The 17,143-nt window shown below is 40.5% G+C and carries 20 protein-coding genes; 3 read left to right on the top strand and 17 right to left on the bottom strand.

Annotated features, from left to right (window positions below; translation table 11 throughout):
• Positions 1-92 precede the first annotated feature (92 nt).
• Together MR041_RS03240 and MR041_RS03235 are read left to right on the top strand one after the other, a co-directional pair.
• The gene (locus tag MR041_RS03240; protein WP_242092146.1) at positions 93-542 is read left to right on the top strand and encodes a GNAT family N-acetyltransferase; all 450 of its coding nucleotides are present in this window, start codon (positions 93-95) and stop codon (positions 540-542) included.
• Between the two features lie 85 nt (positions 543-627).
• Positions 628-1,146: a hypothetical protein gene (locus MR041_RS03235; RefSeq protein WP_242092145.1), complete on the top strand. Its 519-nt coding sequence runs from the start codon at positions 628-630 to the stop codon at positions 1,144-1,146.
• Positions 1,147-1,194: 48 nt separating this feature from the next.
• Here the strand turns inward: MR041_RS03235 and MR041_RS03230 are convergent, their stop codons facing one another.
• A complete protein-coding gene (locus tag MR041_RS03230) occupies positions 1,195-2,163 on the bottom strand; it encodes an endonuclease/exonuclease/phosphatase family protein (protein WP_242092144.1) in 969 nt (322 codons plus the stop codon).
• Positions 2,164-2,236: 73 nt separating this feature from the next.
• Here MR041_RS03230 and hflX point away from each other — a divergent pair, with 73 nt between their 5' ends.
• Positions 2,237-3,451, top strand: coding sequence for a GTPase HflX (gene hflX / locus MR041_RS03225; protein WP_242092143.1), 1,215 nt, complete (start codon positions 2,237-2,239; stop codon positions 3,449-3,451).
• A gap of 63 nt (positions 3,452-3,514) precedes the next feature.
• Here the strand turns inward: hflX and MR041_RS03220 are convergent, their stop codons facing one another.
• The 16 genes from MR041_RS03220 to MR041_RS03145 form a co-directional block, all read right to left on the bottom strand.
• Positions 3,515-4,462, bottom strand: coding sequence for a DUF3078 domain-containing protein (locus tag MR041_RS03220; RefSeq protein WP_242092495.1), 948 nt, complete (start codon positions 4,460-4,462; stop codon positions 3,515-3,517).
• Between the two features lie 61 nt (positions 4,463-4,523).
• On the bottom strand, positions 4,524-5,033 hold the full coding sequence (locus MR041_RS03215) for a DUF2480 family protein (RefSeq protein ID WP_242092142.1): 510 nt from the start codon (positions 5,031-5,033) through the stop codon (positions 4,524-4,526).
• 59 nt (positions 5,034-5,092) lie between these two features.
• Positions 5,093-5,419, bottom strand: a complete 327-nt coding sequence (locus MR041_RS03210; protein ID WP_242092141.1) for a DUF59 domain-containing protein — start codon at positions 5,417-5,419, stop codon at positions 5,093-5,095.
• A gap of 71 nt (positions 5,420-5,490) precedes the next feature.
• Entirely contained in the window at positions 5,491-5,913 is a 423-nt protein-coding gene (locus tag MR041_RS03205; protein WP_242092140.1) for a SufE family protein, read from the bottom strand.
• A gap of 40 nt (positions 5,914-5,953) precedes the next feature.
• Entirely contained in the window at positions 5,954-6,382 is a 429-nt protein-coding gene (locus tag MR041_RS03200; protein WP_242092139.1) for a hypothetical protein, read from the bottom strand.
• Positions 6,383-6,455: 73 nt separating this feature from the next.
• Positions 6,456-7,529: a zinc metalloprotease gene (locus MR041_RS03195; RefSeq protein WP_242092138.1), complete on the bottom strand. Its 1,074-nt coding sequence runs from the start codon at positions 7,527-7,529 to the stop codon at positions 6,456-6,458.
• A gap of 143 nt (positions 7,530-7,672) precedes the next feature.
• A complete protein-coding gene (locus MR041_RS03190; protein ID WP_277926308.1) occupies positions 7,673-8,887 on the bottom strand; it encodes an aminotransferase class V-fold PLP-dependent enzyme in 1,215 nt (404 codons plus the stop codon).
• Positions 8,888-8,971: 84 nt separating this feature from the next.
• Positions 8,972-10,285, bottom strand: coding sequence for a Fe-S cluster assembly protein SufD (sufD, locus tag MR041_RS03185; protein WP_242092137.1), 1,314 nt, complete (start codon positions 10,283-10,285; stop codon positions 8,972-8,974).
• A gap of 47 nt (positions 10,286-10,332) precedes the next feature.
• Entirely contained in the window at positions 10,333-10,722 is a 390-nt protein-coding gene (locus tag MR041_RS03180; protein WP_242092136.1) for a four helix bundle protein, read from the bottom strand.
• A gap of 43 nt (positions 10,723-10,765) precedes the next feature.
• Positions 10,766-11,515: a Fe-S cluster assembly ATPase SufC gene (gene sufC, locus MR041_RS03175; RefSeq protein ID WP_242092135.1), complete on the bottom strand. Its 750-nt coding sequence runs from the start codon at positions 11,513-11,515 to the stop codon at positions 10,766-10,768.
• Between the two features lie 25 nt (positions 11,516-11,540).
• Positions 11,541-11,999 carry a hypothetical protein gene (locus MR041_RS03170; RefSeq protein WP_242092134.1) on the bottom strand — a complete coding sequence of 153 codons (459 nt, stop codon included), beginning with the start codon at positions 11,997-11,999 and terminating at the stop codon, positions 11,541-11,543.
• Positions 12,000-12,024: 25 nt separating this feature from the next.
• Complete coding sequence (gene sufB / locus MR041_RS03165) at positions 12,025-13,473, bottom strand: Fe-S cluster assembly protein SufB (RefSeq protein WP_242092133.1); 1,449 nt, start codon at positions 13,471-13,473, stop codon at positions 12,025-12,027.
• Positions 13,474-13,522: 49 nt separating this feature from the next.
• Positions 13,523-13,852 carry a HesB/IscA family protein gene (locus MR041_RS03160; protein ID WP_242092132.1) on the bottom strand — a complete coding sequence of 110 codons (330 nt, stop codon included), beginning with the start codon at positions 13,850-13,852 and terminating at the stop codon, positions 13,523-13,525.
• Between the two features lie 105 nt (positions 13,853-13,957).
• Positions 13,958-15,025: a cytochrome-c peroxidase gene (locus tag MR041_RS03155; RefSeq protein WP_242092131.1), complete on the bottom strand. Its 1,068-nt coding sequence runs from the start codon at positions 15,023-15,025 to the stop codon at positions 13,958-13,960.
• Between the two features lie 3 nt (positions 15,026-15,028).
• Positions 15,029-15,799: an MbnP family protein gene (locus tag MR041_RS03150; protein WP_242092130.1), complete on the bottom strand. Its 771-nt coding sequence runs from the start codon at positions 15,797-15,799 to the stop codon at positions 15,029-15,031.
• Positions 15,792-17,132 (bottom strand): hypothetical protein, encoded by a 1,341-nt coding sequence (locus MR041_RS03145; RefSeq protein ID WP_242092129.1) that lies wholly within the window; start codon positions 17,130-17,132, stop codon positions 15,792-15,794. Before MR041_RS03145 ends, MR041_RS03150 begins: the two co-directional genes overlap by 8 nt.
• Positions 17,133-17,143: the final 11 nt, after the last annotated feature.

The following is a 17,143-nucleotide window of genomic DNA, read 5'->3' as shown; positions in this document are numbered from 1 at the left end:
TGTATTGATGTATATTACGATTTGTGTGCAATTGATCTTTAAATTACATTAACAGTGTTCTATAGTGGTCTTACCTTAACCGAATTGATAAAATGAAAATCATATCCGTAAGAAAAACCCCGGAATTTAAGGATGAAGCCATAGCCTATTTCCAAAAAAGTTGGCCGGATGTTCTGCCTGTGATCTATGAGGACTGTATCAGTCATAGCCTGACTGCTAAAAATGCATTACCGCAATGGTATTTATTACGAAATGAGGACCACATCATTGGCTGCGCCGGACTGATTACGAATGATTTTATAAGCAGAGGCGATTTATATCCCTGGATTAATGCCCTCTTTATAGATAAGATGCATAGAGGGAATGCCTATGGTGCATTGCTCATAGATTACGCAAAGAGAGATGCCAAAGCAGCAGGTTTTGAATACGTATATCTGTGTACAGAGCATATCGGGTACTATGAAAAGTATGGATTTCAATACATAGGAAAAGGGTATCATCCCTGGGGAGGAGCATCAAGGATATACGAAATTGAATTGTAATACATAACCGTACAGAGCACAGTGTATAAACCATTAAATGGGCTCATATAGTTACTGTTGCTGTACATAATAATACCGGATTGATATGAACTATGAGATAATAATTAATAGTGTTGCCAACCTTGGAGTCATTCTGTCTGTATTTGTCCTTGCCTATCAGATAAAGAAAAACACAACAGCAGTAAAGGCAAATTATTCCGATTCCTTAAATACAACCAATATGGAATATTTGAGACAGATGATTGAAAATCCTGCATTAGGTAAATTAATGGAAAGTGCTGTAAATTCATGGGATAGTCTGAATGAAGACGATAAAAGAACCTCTAACTATCTGTTCATTCAGCTGTTCAGGCATTGGGAAAACATGTATTATCAACATAAGTTATCTGTATTAGATAAAAGACTTTGGTCAAGTCATATGAATACAATGACCGGGTATTTTCATCATAAGGGCACACAGGAATGGTGGATACACCGTAGAATGGCTTTTGCTGAAGATTTTAGAGACTTTCTGGAAAAAACTGAAAAACCTGATATCATATACCCAACGATTAAGGATTTAACCAATCAAACATTGGAAGAGGATCGACCCCTGTTACAATAACCTGATCAATTAGTCCACCTGTTTTGAAGGGATAATCATCTCAGGCACTCAGCGCTTCAGAATACTGTATACAGGAAAATGGTCGCTATAGCCCCCTTTGTATCTTTTACCGACATAGGTTCTGAACGGGGAGCCCCTGTACGGCCCATTGAACAGTTTTAAAAAGTCCTCATCGAAAATCTCGGCCTTGAAAAATTCGAAATCACTTTGGCTGCTCTGTAAAAAGTTAATACTCAGGAAAATTTGATCGAACACGTTCCATTTTCCATTGTAGAACACCGTCCCCCGACTGTAGGAGCGCAACGTCTCCATAGGGTTGTATAGGTTATGCGCATGGATCAGCTGTCTGATGCTGATATTATGGGGTTCATCATTGAAGTCACCAATCACCACAATCTTAGGATCATGGAAATTTTGATGTAGCGATCTAATGATCTCACCTACCTTTTCGGATGAGGCCAGACGCTTGGCTTCCGTTTCCTTTTCGCCCTCGCGTCGCGATGACCAATGGTTCACAATAACATGTACATGGATACCATCCAGAAGGCCGGATACCAATAAAATATCACGGGTATAATCGGGGGTGCCATTGGCATCCCTGAGATGAACACTAAAGGAGGCCGACTCCAAAACCTCAAAATGGGCGTCATCATAAATGAGGGCCACATCAATACCGCGTTCGTCCGGCGAATCGTAATGCACGTAACTGTAGTTACACTGCTCTAAATGTTGAGATGATATGAGATCCTCTATGACCTTTGCATTTTCAATTTCGGCCAATCCTACTATTGAGGGATGTTTGCCGGTTTCTTCTTTCCCAATGTTTGATATGGCGAACCCCAGTTTTCGAAGCTTGTTTTGATACCTTTTATAGGTCCATTTCTTTTTAGATCCGGGCAGAAAATCGCCGTCATTGGTCAAACGGTCGTCAGCCAGATCAAATAAATTTTCCAGGTTATAAAAGGCGATGGTTTGCATGTCTTCCCGAACAGGATCAAAAGGAGCGGGTGTGGCCATAATTAGAATTATCTCTAACAATATAAAAATTAAAATCTCTGTAATTGTGTAACTTTGCATATTATTTAATGATATGATCGAGAAAAAGGATATTGACTTAGAGCGAGCCGTATTGATAGGGATCATTACCAAGGAACAGGATGAGGCCAAGTCCAGGGAATATTTGGACGAGTTGGAGTTTCTAACCTATACCGCAGGAGGCGAAGTCATTAAGCGTTTTACCCAAAAAATGGACATACCCAATCCCCGGACCTTTATCGGGTCAGGGAAATTGGATACTGTGAAGCGCTTTATTGATGAGCATGATATTGGAACGGCCATATTCGATGATGAGCTGTCTGCTGCCCAGGAGCGTAATATCAGTAAGATACTTAATGTAAAGGTGCTGGACAGGACCAATTTAATTCTGGACATCTTTGCTCAGCGGGCCCAGACCAGTTACGCGAGGACGCAGGTAGAGTTGGCACAATGCGAATATTTACTGCCGCGGTTAAGGGGTATGTGGACCCACCTGGAGCGCCAAAAAGGGGGTATTGGGATGCGCGGTCCCGGGGAGACTGAAATTGAGACCGATAGACGGATAGTTCGCGATAAGATTGCCCTGCTGAAAGAGCGCATTAAAACCATCGACAAGCAAATGGCGGTGCAACGGGGAAACAGAGGCAAAATGGTACGTGTGGCATTGGTGGGGTATACCAATGTGGGTAAGTCCACCCTAATGAATGTCATCAGCAAAAGCGAGGTATTCGCCGAAAACAAATTGTTCGCCACGCTCGATACCACGGTAAGGAAAGTGGTCATTCAGAATTTACCCTTTTTGTTAAGTGATACCGTTGGTTTTATACGGAAATTGCCTACACAATTGGTAGAGAGTTTCAAAAGTACACTAGACGAAGTAAGAGAGGCCGATCTGTTATTGCATGTCGTCGATATTTCCCATCCTAATTTTGAGGAACATATAGAATCCGTGAATAAAATTTTAGGTGAGATCAATAGCAGCGATAAGCCGACCATAATGGTGTTCAATAAAATTGATGCCTATAAGGCAAAACCGTTTGATGAAGCTGATCTGGAAATCGAGAAAACGGAACAGCATTATTCCCTGGAGGACTGGAAGCGCACATGGATGAGCAAGGTGGGCGACAATGCCCTCTTCATTTCGGCACTCAACAAGAAAAACCTGGATGAGTTTAAAAAACGGGTTTATGATGCCGTGAGGGACATACATGTGACACGATTTCCCTACAACCACTTTTTATACCCCGACTATCATTATGAAGTAGAGTAATCAAAGAAGATTGATGAGATGACTACAACCTTATAAATCCTTCTAAATGGGCAGAGACCAGTTCTAAAATTTATAGCTTAGTCCTATCGTGTAATAGGTTTGTAGTTTGTTGTCGATATTTTCAAAGGTAGGTTCCTCTTCAGCCGGAATTGCCGTAGGATCGAATTGCCCCAAAGCATAATTTAAGGCCTCCTGTTTATTGCTTCTCAGACCAAAATCAAAACCGACACCAATCATTTTCCACAAGGTATAGCTAAAGGAATTGGTCCAGGTCCAGTTGGAGTAGTCGGAACTCTTATAACTCTGGAACATGGATAAATTGGTTTTAAAGTTCACTGCACCGATTGTTCTGGTATAATCTGCAATTATTTTAGCTCCCATGGACGACTCAAATACGGTATCACCACTGCTAAACACAAAGTTGTAGTTCAATGGATGAACAACAACGATGAGGTTTGTAATGGGCGTCCACGTTCCACCAATACCGGCATCAAGGTAGCCCGGATCGTTAAAATTATCAAGCAGTGTGGTGCGGTATTCCATAAGACCTGAAATGGCAAATGTTTTACTCAGGTTTCTACCATACAGGGAGGAGAGATTGAACACATCGGTCGTTGGTTTAAAACTATCCTCATCGGTATCAATATCCTTATTATCTAATTTCACCCAATTTAAGTTGGTGGTTAGGGCGTTTCTCCAGAAGAATTTTTCTTCAATGAGATTGGCATACCCGTTAAATGTAATCCCGAAATTTCCCGAAGCATTATTTGGTGCCCCCTGGGCATACCAATTTTTAAAGTTTGATAAGCTGCCACCTATGGTTCCAAAGGCCCCGACACGCCAGCCGGGTAAGGCATCTAATTTGGTTTGAATAGCTTTAACTTCTTTTAATGCGGCATCAGCTTCAGCCTGTTTTTCGGCTTTTTGAGTTTGAAGTTCTTCCTTGGTTTGTGCTTGTAGTGTGATACTTAAAACGCAGCACAGAGTAACGACGAATAGGGATTTTATCATTTTCATAGGAATTAAATTTTCACAAAGATAATAGAAAGAAACTTTTATATACGCGATAAATTCAAGAAGACTTCTTTTTAAAAAGAGGTACTGAAGAACAGGCTTCGCCATACATGATAGATTTAGCAACAGGCTTGAGTTTGTGTATGGCCATAATATAGGCATTTTTCGGAACAGGTTTGTTAGAGCAGCCCTTAATGATAACAGGTTTATCCTTGAATTGGGAAACCTCCAAGTTCGAAATGACCTCCCGGTAGATGGCAGTTTCAAGGTCCTCGAGGTCGCCGATAACCACCTGCTTGGCAAAAGGTTCCAGTTGAATGTCTAAAAGCATATAGGCCCAGCCCGGGATGATCGCATCGCTGCTGCAGGTTAGGGCCACATAAGCATCCTTAAACTGATACCAGTCATAATTGGAGACCTGCGCTCTGAAATCTTTTTCTCTAAGGACCAATCCTTCAAACAACCAATCCTTGATATCCAATACCCGGCGCTGCCCTTCAGGATAATAATCCTCTAAATCCAGGGTCATTAGCTGACTGTTGGCAACGCGATTTACAATGTCGTTCATCAAAATAAGAATTAATAGTGTGTCACTAAAAGAGGTAACGAATCCGGATCACCGCTTAATTACAGCATCCCCAATTCCAACTTGGCTTCTTCACTCATAAGCTCCTGCGTCCATGGCGGATCGAAGGTTATTTCAACCTCCGCACTTTTAACCATATTTAGAGACTTTACTTTTTCTTCGACTTCCAGCGGTAAGGTTTCTGCAACGGGGCAGTTGGGTGTGGTTAAGGTCATCAGGATTTTGACATCGTAGGCCTCATTGACGAACACGTCATAAATCAATCCGAGTTCATATATGTCCACGGGAATTTCAGGATCGTAAATTGTCTTTAAAACGTTCACTATCTTTTCTCCTAATACTGCAGTATCTATGGTTGAGTCGCTCATGTTTTCAATCTTTATATAAGCTTGTTCTTTTGGTCTTCCACCTCAGGGAAACCTCAAAAACAAATTACTAACTAATTTAACTGTGTCTGGTATGCAATGGCATACATTTTAAGTTGTTTTATCATACTCACCAGCCCATTGGCACGGGTTGGTGATAAATGTTCCTTTAATCCGATTTTATCGATAAAACTGGTATCGGCATCTATAATAGCTTTCGGGTGCTGATTCGAGAATACACGAATAAGTATGGCAATGATCCCTTTGGTAATGATCGCGTCGCTGTCAGCAGTGAACACGATTTTATCGTCCTTCAATTCCGCATGCACCCAAACCTTACTCTGGCATCCCTTAATGATGTTGCTCTCCGTTTTGTATTGGTCGTCAATGAGGGGCAAATCTTTCCCCAAATCGATCATATATTGGTAACGTTCTTCCCAGTCGTCGAACATCGAGAATTCCTCAATGATCTCATTCTGTATATTTTCAATGCTCACAATCACAAATTTTTAAGCAAAAATACAATAAGTAAACGTGCTATTCAATGTTTTCTGAAATAGATAGGATTTCTTTAACAAGTTTAGCAATTGCTTCCGGCGGATTACCATGGTCAAATCCCTTTGTTTGATACACCTTGCCTTTGTATTGTATGGTTAGGGTTGCAAGAGCAGCCCTATCAACCTGATGTTTTTTTGAAGGGGGCTCCAGATCGTCTAAGGATTCCAACGACAGGGTTTTTATGATACTCGTAATACTTTCCCATGCCTTGGCAGGACATTTTTTATGTATGGTGTCTCCAAATCTTTTGTTCTGTGTTGAAATGGATTTTTCCGTAATGCTTATGTGCCTGTAAATTCCCCTGGATGTGATCAGGTAATCTAACTGCATAGCTTCCTGATATGGCGTAACCTTATTACAGTCCGTATGGAATAAAAGCAATGAGACGAACAGGACTATAAGCTTCATGAGTACGTTTTATTGTTGAGTATACAAAAAAAGCGCCAGACCAGGCGCTTATTATTTTATATCAAATCATCGATTAGTTTGCATTTACAAAACTGCTTCGGTATCCATCGCTTGCAAATAAAGCTCTGGATCTATCGTTTTGGCCAATAGTAAACATATACATGCAGTTATCATAGACATAATCCATGTAGTTCATGGTCATATCTATGGTTCCGCAATTTGTGGTTTCCCCGGGGCAACCATAATTCGGACCATCTGAAACAGGGGTGTCAGTCACAAAGTCGTCAACAGAACACCCGCCATCACCCCATATGTGTCTTAGGTTCAGCCAATGACCAATTTCATGTGTTGCGGTTCTTCCATCTCCATATGCGCCAACGGTTTCGCCAAAATAGTCAATTCCTATTACAACGCCATCCGTTTTTGCCGGACCTCCGGGGAACTGTGCATAGCCCAATATACCACCACCAATTTCACAGACCCATATGTTGAGATTGTGTGCAGGATCGGTGGCATCAATCCCACCTTTCTTGGATGACTTCATGGCATCCCTGGTCCCCCAGCTGTTTTTACTTGATTCCTTCCTGTTAACCCCGGCAAGTTGAAAATTTATGTTATAGTCCGCGACAAGGTTCTTGAAATTATCAGGTGCTCCCGAAGTATTCGGATTGGCATTGTTAAAATCTTCATTTAAGATGTCGATCTGTGAACTAATTTGACTCTCTTTTACTTGTCCAAGTTCTTTTTCTATTATATTCACTACAACAGGTATGGTTATGGTGCCATCATAGGCGACCGGCGGTTCGGGATCAGGATCCTCATTACCTCCTGGAGGGCCTCCACCGGGTGTTCCCGAAGGCTTTTTAGAGGCAATAAATTTTCTTGTCTGGTATTCGATGGCATACATCTTCTTTTCCAGACCCGGATTTTCATCCAAAAGCCTGTTTAAGTTGATCATGGTATGGCAATTTCTTCTTTTGTCCTTGCTATCGGTAGCTTTTGACATGATATCCGTAGAGGTGTCGGTATAGACAAAAAAATCACTCATATCAATTTCCATGGCCTTTGGCGCCGGCTCTAAATCATTACTGTTACAGGATACAACCAACAAAAAAAGAGCGGTAACTTTTAAGAGGAGGTGTTTCATTGCTGATGGTTTTTAATTCTTAGTAACACTAATGTATAAATTATTGTCAATGCTTTAACAAAATTCATTTAAAAGTATCAAGTTTTCGATAAAAACACCTAAATATCTGTACTTATGCCTATTGATATGAAAAATATATACGTTTAGGACAACATCATTTTGGCCTTTTTCACCCCCTCTACCAAGGCGTCAATTTCGGCTTTGGTATTATAAAAAGCAAAGGAGGCTCTCACGGTTCCCGGGATTTTAAAATAATCCATAATAGGTTGCGCACAATGGTGTCCCGTACGTACGGCGATACCCATTTTGTCCAGAAGGGTACCCACATCATAGGGGTGAATGCCTTCAAGATTAAAAGATATGACAGCCGTTTTCTGCGGGGATGTCCCGTAAATTTTCAGGCCTTCAATCTCAAGGAGTTTTTGGGTTCCATAATGAAGCAGGTCGTTTTCATAGGAAGCAAGAGCATCGAAACCAATGGCATTCATATAGTCGATGGCAGCACCAAAGGCAATGCCACCGCTAATGTTCGGTGTTCCAGCTTCGAATTTATGCGGTAGTTCGGCATAGGTGGTTTTTTCAAAAGTGACTTCGGCTATCATCTCTCCACCGCCCTGATAAGGAGGTAGTTTATTTAACCAGTCTTCCTTGCCATATAGGATACCCACACCCGTCGGGCCGCACATCTTATGCGCTGAAGCCACATAGAAATCGACATCTAAGTGTTGCATGTCCGGTCGTATGTGTGGACAGGCCTGTGCACCGTCAATTAAAACCGCGCCACCAACCTGATGCGTTTGCTCAATGATGTATTCGATAGGATTAATGGTCCCCAGAGCATTGGAAATATGGTTTACAAAAACAAGTTTTGTCTTTGGAGAAAGCAGTTTATCAAATTCCGGAAGGATCAGTTCGCCCTCCTCATTCATGGGAATCACTTTCAATGTTGCTCCCGTACGTTCGCAGAGCATTTGCCACGGCACAATGTTACTGTGGTGTTCGAGAGCTGAAACCAGAATGTCATCGCCCTTCTGCAAAAAGGAAGAAAATCCACTGGCAACCAGATTTATACCATGGGTTGCTCCTGAAGTGAAAATGATTTCACGGGAATATCTGGCATTGAAATGTCTTTGTATGGTTTGCCGCGCATGTTCGTAGGCATCTGTGGCCTCCTGGCTTAAACTGTGTACCCCGCGATGGATATTGGCATTGTAATTCGAATAATAGTCTACAATACAGTCAATGACCTGTTGTGGGGTTTGCGATGTAGCCGCATTGTCAAAATAGACCAGGGGTTTGCCATTAACTTTACGCGAAAGAATAGGAAAGTCTTTTCGAATGTTTTCAACGTCAATCATGATCATCTATTCAACCCTTCAATGGGGCATTTGGTAGCATTGTTTTGAGATACTGAGTCGTGTTGGGCATACCTGGCAGATGTATTATAAATCGAAGCCAATATTTACGCCGAGTTTGTTGGCAATAATTTTGGTGATGCGCTGTTTTAACTCAGGGATTTTTACCGAACTTAATACATTATTACTAAAGGCATACATTAAGAGGGCCTTGGCCTCTCTTTCCGGAATACCTCGTGTGCGCAGATAATACAGCGCATTTTCATCCAATTGGCCAATGGTACAACCATGTGAACACTTCACGTCATCGGCAAAAATTTCCAGCTGAGGTTTCGTATTGATACTTGCTTTATCGCTTACCAAAATATTATTATTAGCCTGGAAAGCATTTGTTTTTTGAGCTTCTTTTTCAACGATCACCTTTCCATTAAACACTCCTGTGGCGCTATCGGAAAAAATACCTTTATAATCCTGATGACTTTCACAATTGGGTTCGATATGATGGACCAGGGTATTGTGGTCGACATGCTGTTTATCCCCAATAATGGTTACACCTTTTAATGTAGAGTCAATACGTTCACCCTCCTGGTAGAAGTTCAGGTTATTTCGCGTCAGGTTACCACCGAACGAGAAGGTGTGCATGGAGGCAATGCTCTCCTGTTTTTGCTTTATAAATGTGTTGTCTATCAATGAGGCATTAAAATTATCGTTCTGGATTTTGTAATAGTCAACTATAGCCCGCTTATGTGTAAAAACTTCAGTAACACTGTTCGTTAAAACAGGATTATCCGTTAAACTCTGATGGCGTTCTATAATTTGCACATATGAATTTTCCCCGACAACAATTAAGTTTCTTGGTTGAAGCATCAGGGCCGATTCATTTCCTGTTGACAAGTGGATAATTTGAATGGGTTTTTCAACCAATTTATTCTTGGGGATATAGATGTAGGCGCCCTCACTAGAAAAAGCTGTATTTAATGATGGCAAACTATCTTTACTCGCGGCTTTGTTAAAATAGTTCTCTATGACCAAACGGTATTTTGGCTTTGAAAATGCAGCAGACATCAAACAGACATCCATGCCTTCATGTGTGGTTTGCGATAGGTGAGAAGAATATTTGCCATCTATGAAAACAATTTTAAAGCTGTCTATTTCGTGAATGAAATATTTTTTTACATCCCTGTATTCCAGGGCATTTTCTTGTCTTGGGAATACGCAATAGTCTTCCTTTAGGATTTTATTCAAAGAGGTGTATTTCCACGCTTCCTCTTTTTTGGTAGGGAATCCTTTGTCTTCAAATGATTTTATCGCATCATTTCGAACATCGTGCACGTAGGTATCGTCGTCTACCTTGTCCTCGAATATCATAAATGATGATAATAGTTTTTCCTTTAGTTCCATATGTTATAGTGTTTCAAGTTTAAAGTTTCAGACTATTTCTGTACATGTTATTTAAACTTGTTCCCTTTAAAATCTTTTTTATTGAGATATGAAATGAAAGCCGAAATACGTTTGCTTAACTTTTCATAATCATTCACTAATAGTTTCATTTTTTCTTCTGAAATATACATGCTATCATAAACTCTGTATATTTGTGACCTCGTTTCTCCTGCTGAACCTTTAGCTATTGAAAGAAACTGTCTAAATTCTAAGTTGCCATCCCTTTCAAAACCTTCAGCAATATTATCCATGACTGAACCCGAAGAGGCTTTAATTTGATCTTTTAATCTAAAATCATTTTTTAAAGCAGTTTCATTTGCAACATCTTTGATCTGATTGAATAGTTTTCTGGCTTCTTGCCAAATTTCTAAATCTTCGAATCTTTTAACAGTTGCCATTTACATGAAACCTGTAATAATAAACTTTAAACCCAAGAATTGGTTAGACCATTTCTTGCTTTACCCAGTCATATCCTTTTTCTTCCAGTTCAAGGGCCAGCTCTTTGGTGCCGGATATTACAATCTTTCCATTGTGTATTACATGTACATAATCTGGTATGATGTAGTCCAAGAGTCGTTGATAATGCGTAATCACAACGATGGCCTTATCTTTATTTTTTAATTTGTTAACCCCATTCGCGACAATTCTGAGTGCATCGATATCTAAACCGGAATCGGTCTCATCCAGTATGGCCAGTTTTGGATCCAACATGGCCATTTGAAATATTTCATTGCGTTTTTTCTCACCACCTGAAAAGCCCTCATTCAATGAACGGGACAAAAATTTTCTATCGATTTTCAATAAATCCGCCTTCTCACGAATGCGCTTCAACATATCCTTGGCAGGCATTTCATCAAGACCTTGGGCTTTACGCGATTCATTTATGGCTGTTTTAATAAAATTGGTTACCGACACCCCGGGGATTTCAACAGGATATTGGAAGGATAAAAACACCCCTTTGTGAGCACGCTCCTCCGCATCCAGATCACCGATATCCTCCCCATTAAATTCAATGCTGCCTTTGGTGACCTCATAATCCTCTTTACCGGCGATTACAGCGGCCAATGTACTCTTGCCCGATCCGTTAGGCCCCATGATAGCATGTATTTCTCCTGGCTTTACCTCAAGGTTTATACCCTGTAGGATGTTCTTGTCTTCAACACTTGCGTGTAAATTTTTAATTTTTAACATTATATAATTTTAAAAACGTTATAATCTATTCACTTAATTTAACAACATCGTTATCCTCTTTCTTTGGCTCATAAACATTGAGTATTTCAACAATTTCTACTTTATGTTCCCAAAGAATTTTATCGTCTTTCTGATCCGTAATTTTTCCTCTTATTTCTACAGGGATCATATCGGTTGGAGCGGTTTTATATTCCTGCACCAGTTTCTCCAATTCATGCATTTTATCGGTTACAAATACGCCGTAAATATTGGCATGGGTCTGAAGGACGGCCGCTCCGTCATAGTACACAAAATCTCCTTTTAAAAGGGTCAGACCATCACTTTGCTTTGCCGTGCGTTCCGGACCCTCCGCCGAAACCTGAGAGCCTGTTGCTTCAGTCGATTTTGTTTCGTTCTTACAGCTTAAAAATGCCACCGCGATAAGGCTTATAAAAAACAGTTTTTTCATCGTTGTATTCTGCATATAGATTTTTAAGATCTTCATAATCCGATATGTAAATGATTTACCATTATCCAACAGATCCTTCCAAACTTATTTCCAATAATTTCTGAGCTTCAACAGCAAACTCCATGGGGAGCTTGTTAAGCACTTCCTTACTAAAGCCATTTACAATTAAGGCTATGGCTTTTTCGGTATCGATTCCTCTTTGATTACAATAAAAGATTTGATCTTCGCCTATTTTGCTGGTCGTAGCTTCATGTTCCACCTTCGCCGTTTTATTTTTGGCTTCTATATATGGAAAGGTGTGCGCACCACATTGATTCCCCATTAACAGGCTATCGCATTGCGAAAAATTTCGAGCATTTTCAGCACGGGAATTAATCTGTACAAGTCCGCGATAACTATTTTGAGATTTACCTGCTGAAATCCCTTTGGAAATAATCGTAGATTTTGTGTTCTTACCCAAATGGATCATTTTGGTACCTGTGTCGGCCTGCTGGTAATTATTGGTCACGGCAATGGAGTAGAATTCACCGACCGAATTATCTCCTTTCAGTACGCAGCTCGGATATTTCCATGTTATGGCAGATCCCGTTTCCACCTGTGTCCAGGATATCTTAGCATTCTTCTCACATAGCCCCCTTTTGGTTACAAAATTGTAAACCCCGCCTTTTCCTTCGGCATCACCGGGAAACCAGTTCTGAACCGTACTGTATTTTATCTCTGCATTTTCCAGGGCTATCAATTCTACTACGGCGGCATGCAATTGGTTTTCATCCCGGCTTGGTGCTGTACAACCTTCGAGATAACTCACATAGCTTCCTTCGTCCGCAATGACAAGCGTCCTTTCAAATTGCCCTGTGCCTGCCTGATTAATTCTAAAGTAGGTCGACAACTCCATGGGGCATTTGACACCCTTTGGAATATAGCAGAAACTACCATCACTAAAGACGGCACTATTTAGGGCAGCATAAAAATTATCCTTTTTGGGAACTACGGTGCCAATATATTTTTTTACGAGGTCGGGATGCTCCTGGATGGCCTCGGAAATACTCATAAAAATAATGCCTTGCTCCGCTAGAGTCTTCTTAAACGTTGTTGCTACCGAAACGGAATCAACAACCACATCCATGGCCACACCGGCTAACTTTTTCTGTTCATCCAAGGAAATGCCCAATTTATTGAAGGTCTCCAATAACTCGGGGTCCACTTCATCCAAACTGTTGTATTTAGGCTTTTTATTTGGAGCAGAGTAGTATGAAATGTCTTGAAAATCAGGTTTTTTATAAGTTACATTTGCCCATTCCGGTTCGGTCATTTCCTGCCAAATCCGAAAAGATTCCAATCGCCATTCTGTCATCCATTCCGGTTCTTCCTTTTTTTTGGATATGGCCCGAACAACATCTTCATTTAACCCGTTGGGAAAGGTGTCCGATTCAATGTCGGTGTAGAAACCATATTCGTACTCCTTGGTTTTTAATTCTTCTCTTAAATCGTCTTCGGTATACTTACTCATATCTCGAGATAGGGTTTTAAACTTTTATTTGTTGGATTATTAGATGCGCTTATAGGGAAAACGATTCTCCACATCCACAGGTGCGATTCGCGTTGGGATTGTTAAAAACGAAACCGGCTCCATTTAACCCACCAGAGTATTCTAAGGTGGTGCCAATGAGGTACAAAAAACTTTTTTTGTCTACAATGATCTTCACACCATTATCCTCAAATAGTTTGTCTTCATCGTGTTGTTCTGTATCAAACTTTAAATCGTAGGACAGTCCAGAACAACCTCCACTTTTTACACCTACACGAATAAAATCCTTGGAAGGGTTGTAGCCGTCTTCAGCCATTAATTCAATGACCTTTTTCTTAGCTGTTTCTGAAACTTTTATCATAATTCTTAATTAGATTACTTCTAAATAGAGTGCAAATATACAATATAAGTCCTGCAAAACCACACAACCTAACATTATATTGGTATATGGGTTGATAGTTTTTCGTTATTGATCGTTGAAGTCGGGATTATTTATGAAATCATAATCCGATAGGGATAGGAGAAACGCCTTTAAATCGGATTTGTCCTGTTCTGTTAATCGGACGCCTCCCTGTGCCACCTTTTTCATCAGCGGGTCAATCGTAGGGGATGGTTTTAATCCTTCGCTGTAGTGATGAATCACTTCTTCTAATGTCGCAAATCGACCGTCGTGCATATAGGGTGCCGTAAACGCCAAATTTCGAAGTGAAGGTGTTTTAAACTTGCCGTTATCAGACGGATCGCCGGTGAACTTGCCCAAACCCAGATCGGTAAAGGTGGCATCCAATCCGTTGTTGTGAAATTGATTGTCGGTCCACAGCGGATTGTTGTCGCTACCATGACAATGGAAACAATCGCCTTTATTTTCATCCATGAACACATTAAATCCGCGTTGCTCTGCTGGACTCAGATCCGATCTACCCAATAGAAATTCATCAAATTTAGAGTTGGAGGATATTAAGGTGCGTTCAAACTGCGCTATAGCTTTGGTTACAAGGGTAGAATCTATAGTTACATTACCAAAAGCCTGCTGAAATAGACCTGGATATTGCGGGTGCTGCTGCAGTTTAAGTATGACATTAGCCCAGGTGTTTTTCATTTCAGTCGGATCTGTAACAGGTTGAAATGCCTGATGTTCAAGACTAAAAACACGGCCGTCCCAGAAGAATTTTTCTTCGTAATTCCATGCCAGATTGAACAAAGGCATGGAGTTTCTTCTACCAATTGAGCCATCAATGCCTTCACTGAATCTGTCGGCATCACTGAAGGCATTTTGAGGCGCGTGACAATCGGCACAGGCCTGTGTGTTGTCACCCGATAATATGGGATCAAAAAATAATTTTTTACCCAGTGCAATGCCCTCAGCGGTTTGTGGGTTGTCTACTGGGAGTATGGGATTCAGGATCCTATCCTCAAACAGGGCGGGGATCTCCAGGGCAACAGGTGTCGGAGTATACCGCTCTACAACTTCATTGGAACAGGTCCAGAAGATGCAGGCAAAAATAAGGCTATAATATGTCAATCTTTTTTTCAAATCCTATTGTTCGATCGTTTTTAAATTAAAGGCATGTTGCCCATTTTCAAACATCATGATCTGAGCTGTTGAGTTAGGCATCAACATTTGGTTATACATATTTAAATCCCATGTGTTTGGATTTTTAAACCACTCGGCAATATTCATTTCAATGTTAAACACGGGAGTGTCTGTAATCGTGACCGGACCCAAATTAACAATAATAAAAGTGTCTTGCGGAAAAACGGGGTTATCCCCTGGATCGTCCACCGCACGAATAGCATGATAATTAAACCCCTGTTCTGTGTTGGTACTATTTAAAAATTTTCCATCGAATTGCATATAATGATACCCTCCTCCCAACATCTGAGGTACGTTCCAAGAGGCTGAATTTAAGTCCGGATAAGCACCATCACTATTTTTTTCATTCTTAAAACCAAAAGTAAATGAGATATTGCTGTAAACTCCTGTAGGAATTAGAGCCTCAGGAGAAAAGGTCAAATTTTCGGAATTGGTAACATCTACCAAATTATAGTCATCGATGACCAACACCTCTCCGTTTTGATTTTTAAGCGTAACATCTGAAATTAAATAACGCAAACGTTCAATACTTAACTGTTCGCCATTTTCGTTTATGAACTTGATCCTATTAAAATCTTGATTCGTTACAGCTGTCCCATCCCAATGGTGCATAAAATTGAAGCTTATGGAGACATTCGACGCGTTATCGTCATTGTCTTTCTGGCAGGAAAACAAGACCACAAATAGTAATAGTATCGGAACAGCTCTAGTCATTTATTTTAATAAGCAGTAAATCTGTAAACCCTTTATTTATCTCAATATCCTGATCGGTACTGTTGGATGCACCAACAGCCACAATACTATTATCGTTCAAGGTTACAGCATCAAATGCGAGATCGATGCCGGAACCTCCAATAGATTTTTCCCATACTAAATTGCCATTGCCATCAATTTTCATAATCCAGGCATCATTTTGTCCTTTGTTTTCAGATACATTCCCATCGGTACTTCTCGAATTTCCGGAAATGATAAAGGTATTATCCTGAGATTTTGAAATGGATTGTCCTTGATCGAAATTACTTCCACCCAGGCATTTTTCCCATAATAGATTGCCATCGTCATTTATTTTGATGAGCCATAAATCGGCTGCGCCCTTATTTTGAGTCACGTTTTTATCGTTACTTCTGGTATTTCCTACAATAAGATAGTTGCCATTGCCTGAGTCGATGATACCCCAGGCCTCGTCGATTTCACTTCCGCCATAAGAGTGCTCCCATATCAAATCACCGGTTTCGGAAATTTTAATAATCCAAAAATCATAAGACCCTTGGTTATTCGAAATATCAACATCATTACTATCTGAAAAACCAACTATAATGTAATCATTATCCGCTGTCTGAAATAAACCATTTGGTGTATCTGTAAAATTACCACCATAATACTTACTCCATTGCATAGTTCCCATTGGATCCAATTTAATGACCCAGTAATCACCACCGGCATGTTTCTTACTCAAAGCTGATCTGCTGTTGCCAAGTCCGCCAGAAGCAGAGACATCCAGAATACCTGCTAATAAATATCCCCCGTCCCTGGTCTGAATCATGGAAATGCCATTGTCTACACCAGAATAACCAAATGATCTTTGCCAGGATAAATTGCCTGAACCATCCAATTTAAGCAGCCAGTAATCCGTTTGGCCTTCATTTTCTGTAACATCTCCATTTGCGCTATTGCTAAAACCCAATACTGCAAATCCGCCGTCTTCCGTTTGAATAATGTCATTAGCGCGATCCTGATCACTACCTCCATAGGTCTTTTGCCATTGTAAGGTATCAGTAGCGTCAAATTTCATGATCCAATAATCAAAAGAGCTGTTTAATTTATTCGCGATATCTCCATCACTGCTTTGAGTATGACCGGCGATAACATATCCGCCATCGAAGGTCTTTATAATAGATCTGCCACTGTCGTTGCTTGAACCTCCAAGTGTTTTTATAAAAGTGATTTGCGCCTGAACTGAAGTCCCATCTGTTCCGCCAGTTGAACAGCCAATAAGCATGAGGGTGACACCAGACAAAAGGACGTGTATGAGATGATTACGGAGCATATCATGTAGAG

This window comes from Aestuariivivens sediminicola (assembly GCF_022662015.1).
GTDB lineage: Bacteria > Bacteroidota > Bacteroidia > Flavobacteriales > Flavobacteriaceae > Aestuariivivens > Aestuariivivens sediminicola.
The sequence above is the reverse complement of the archived record's forward strand: the minus strand, read 5'-3'. Positions and strand labels throughout refer to the sequence as shown.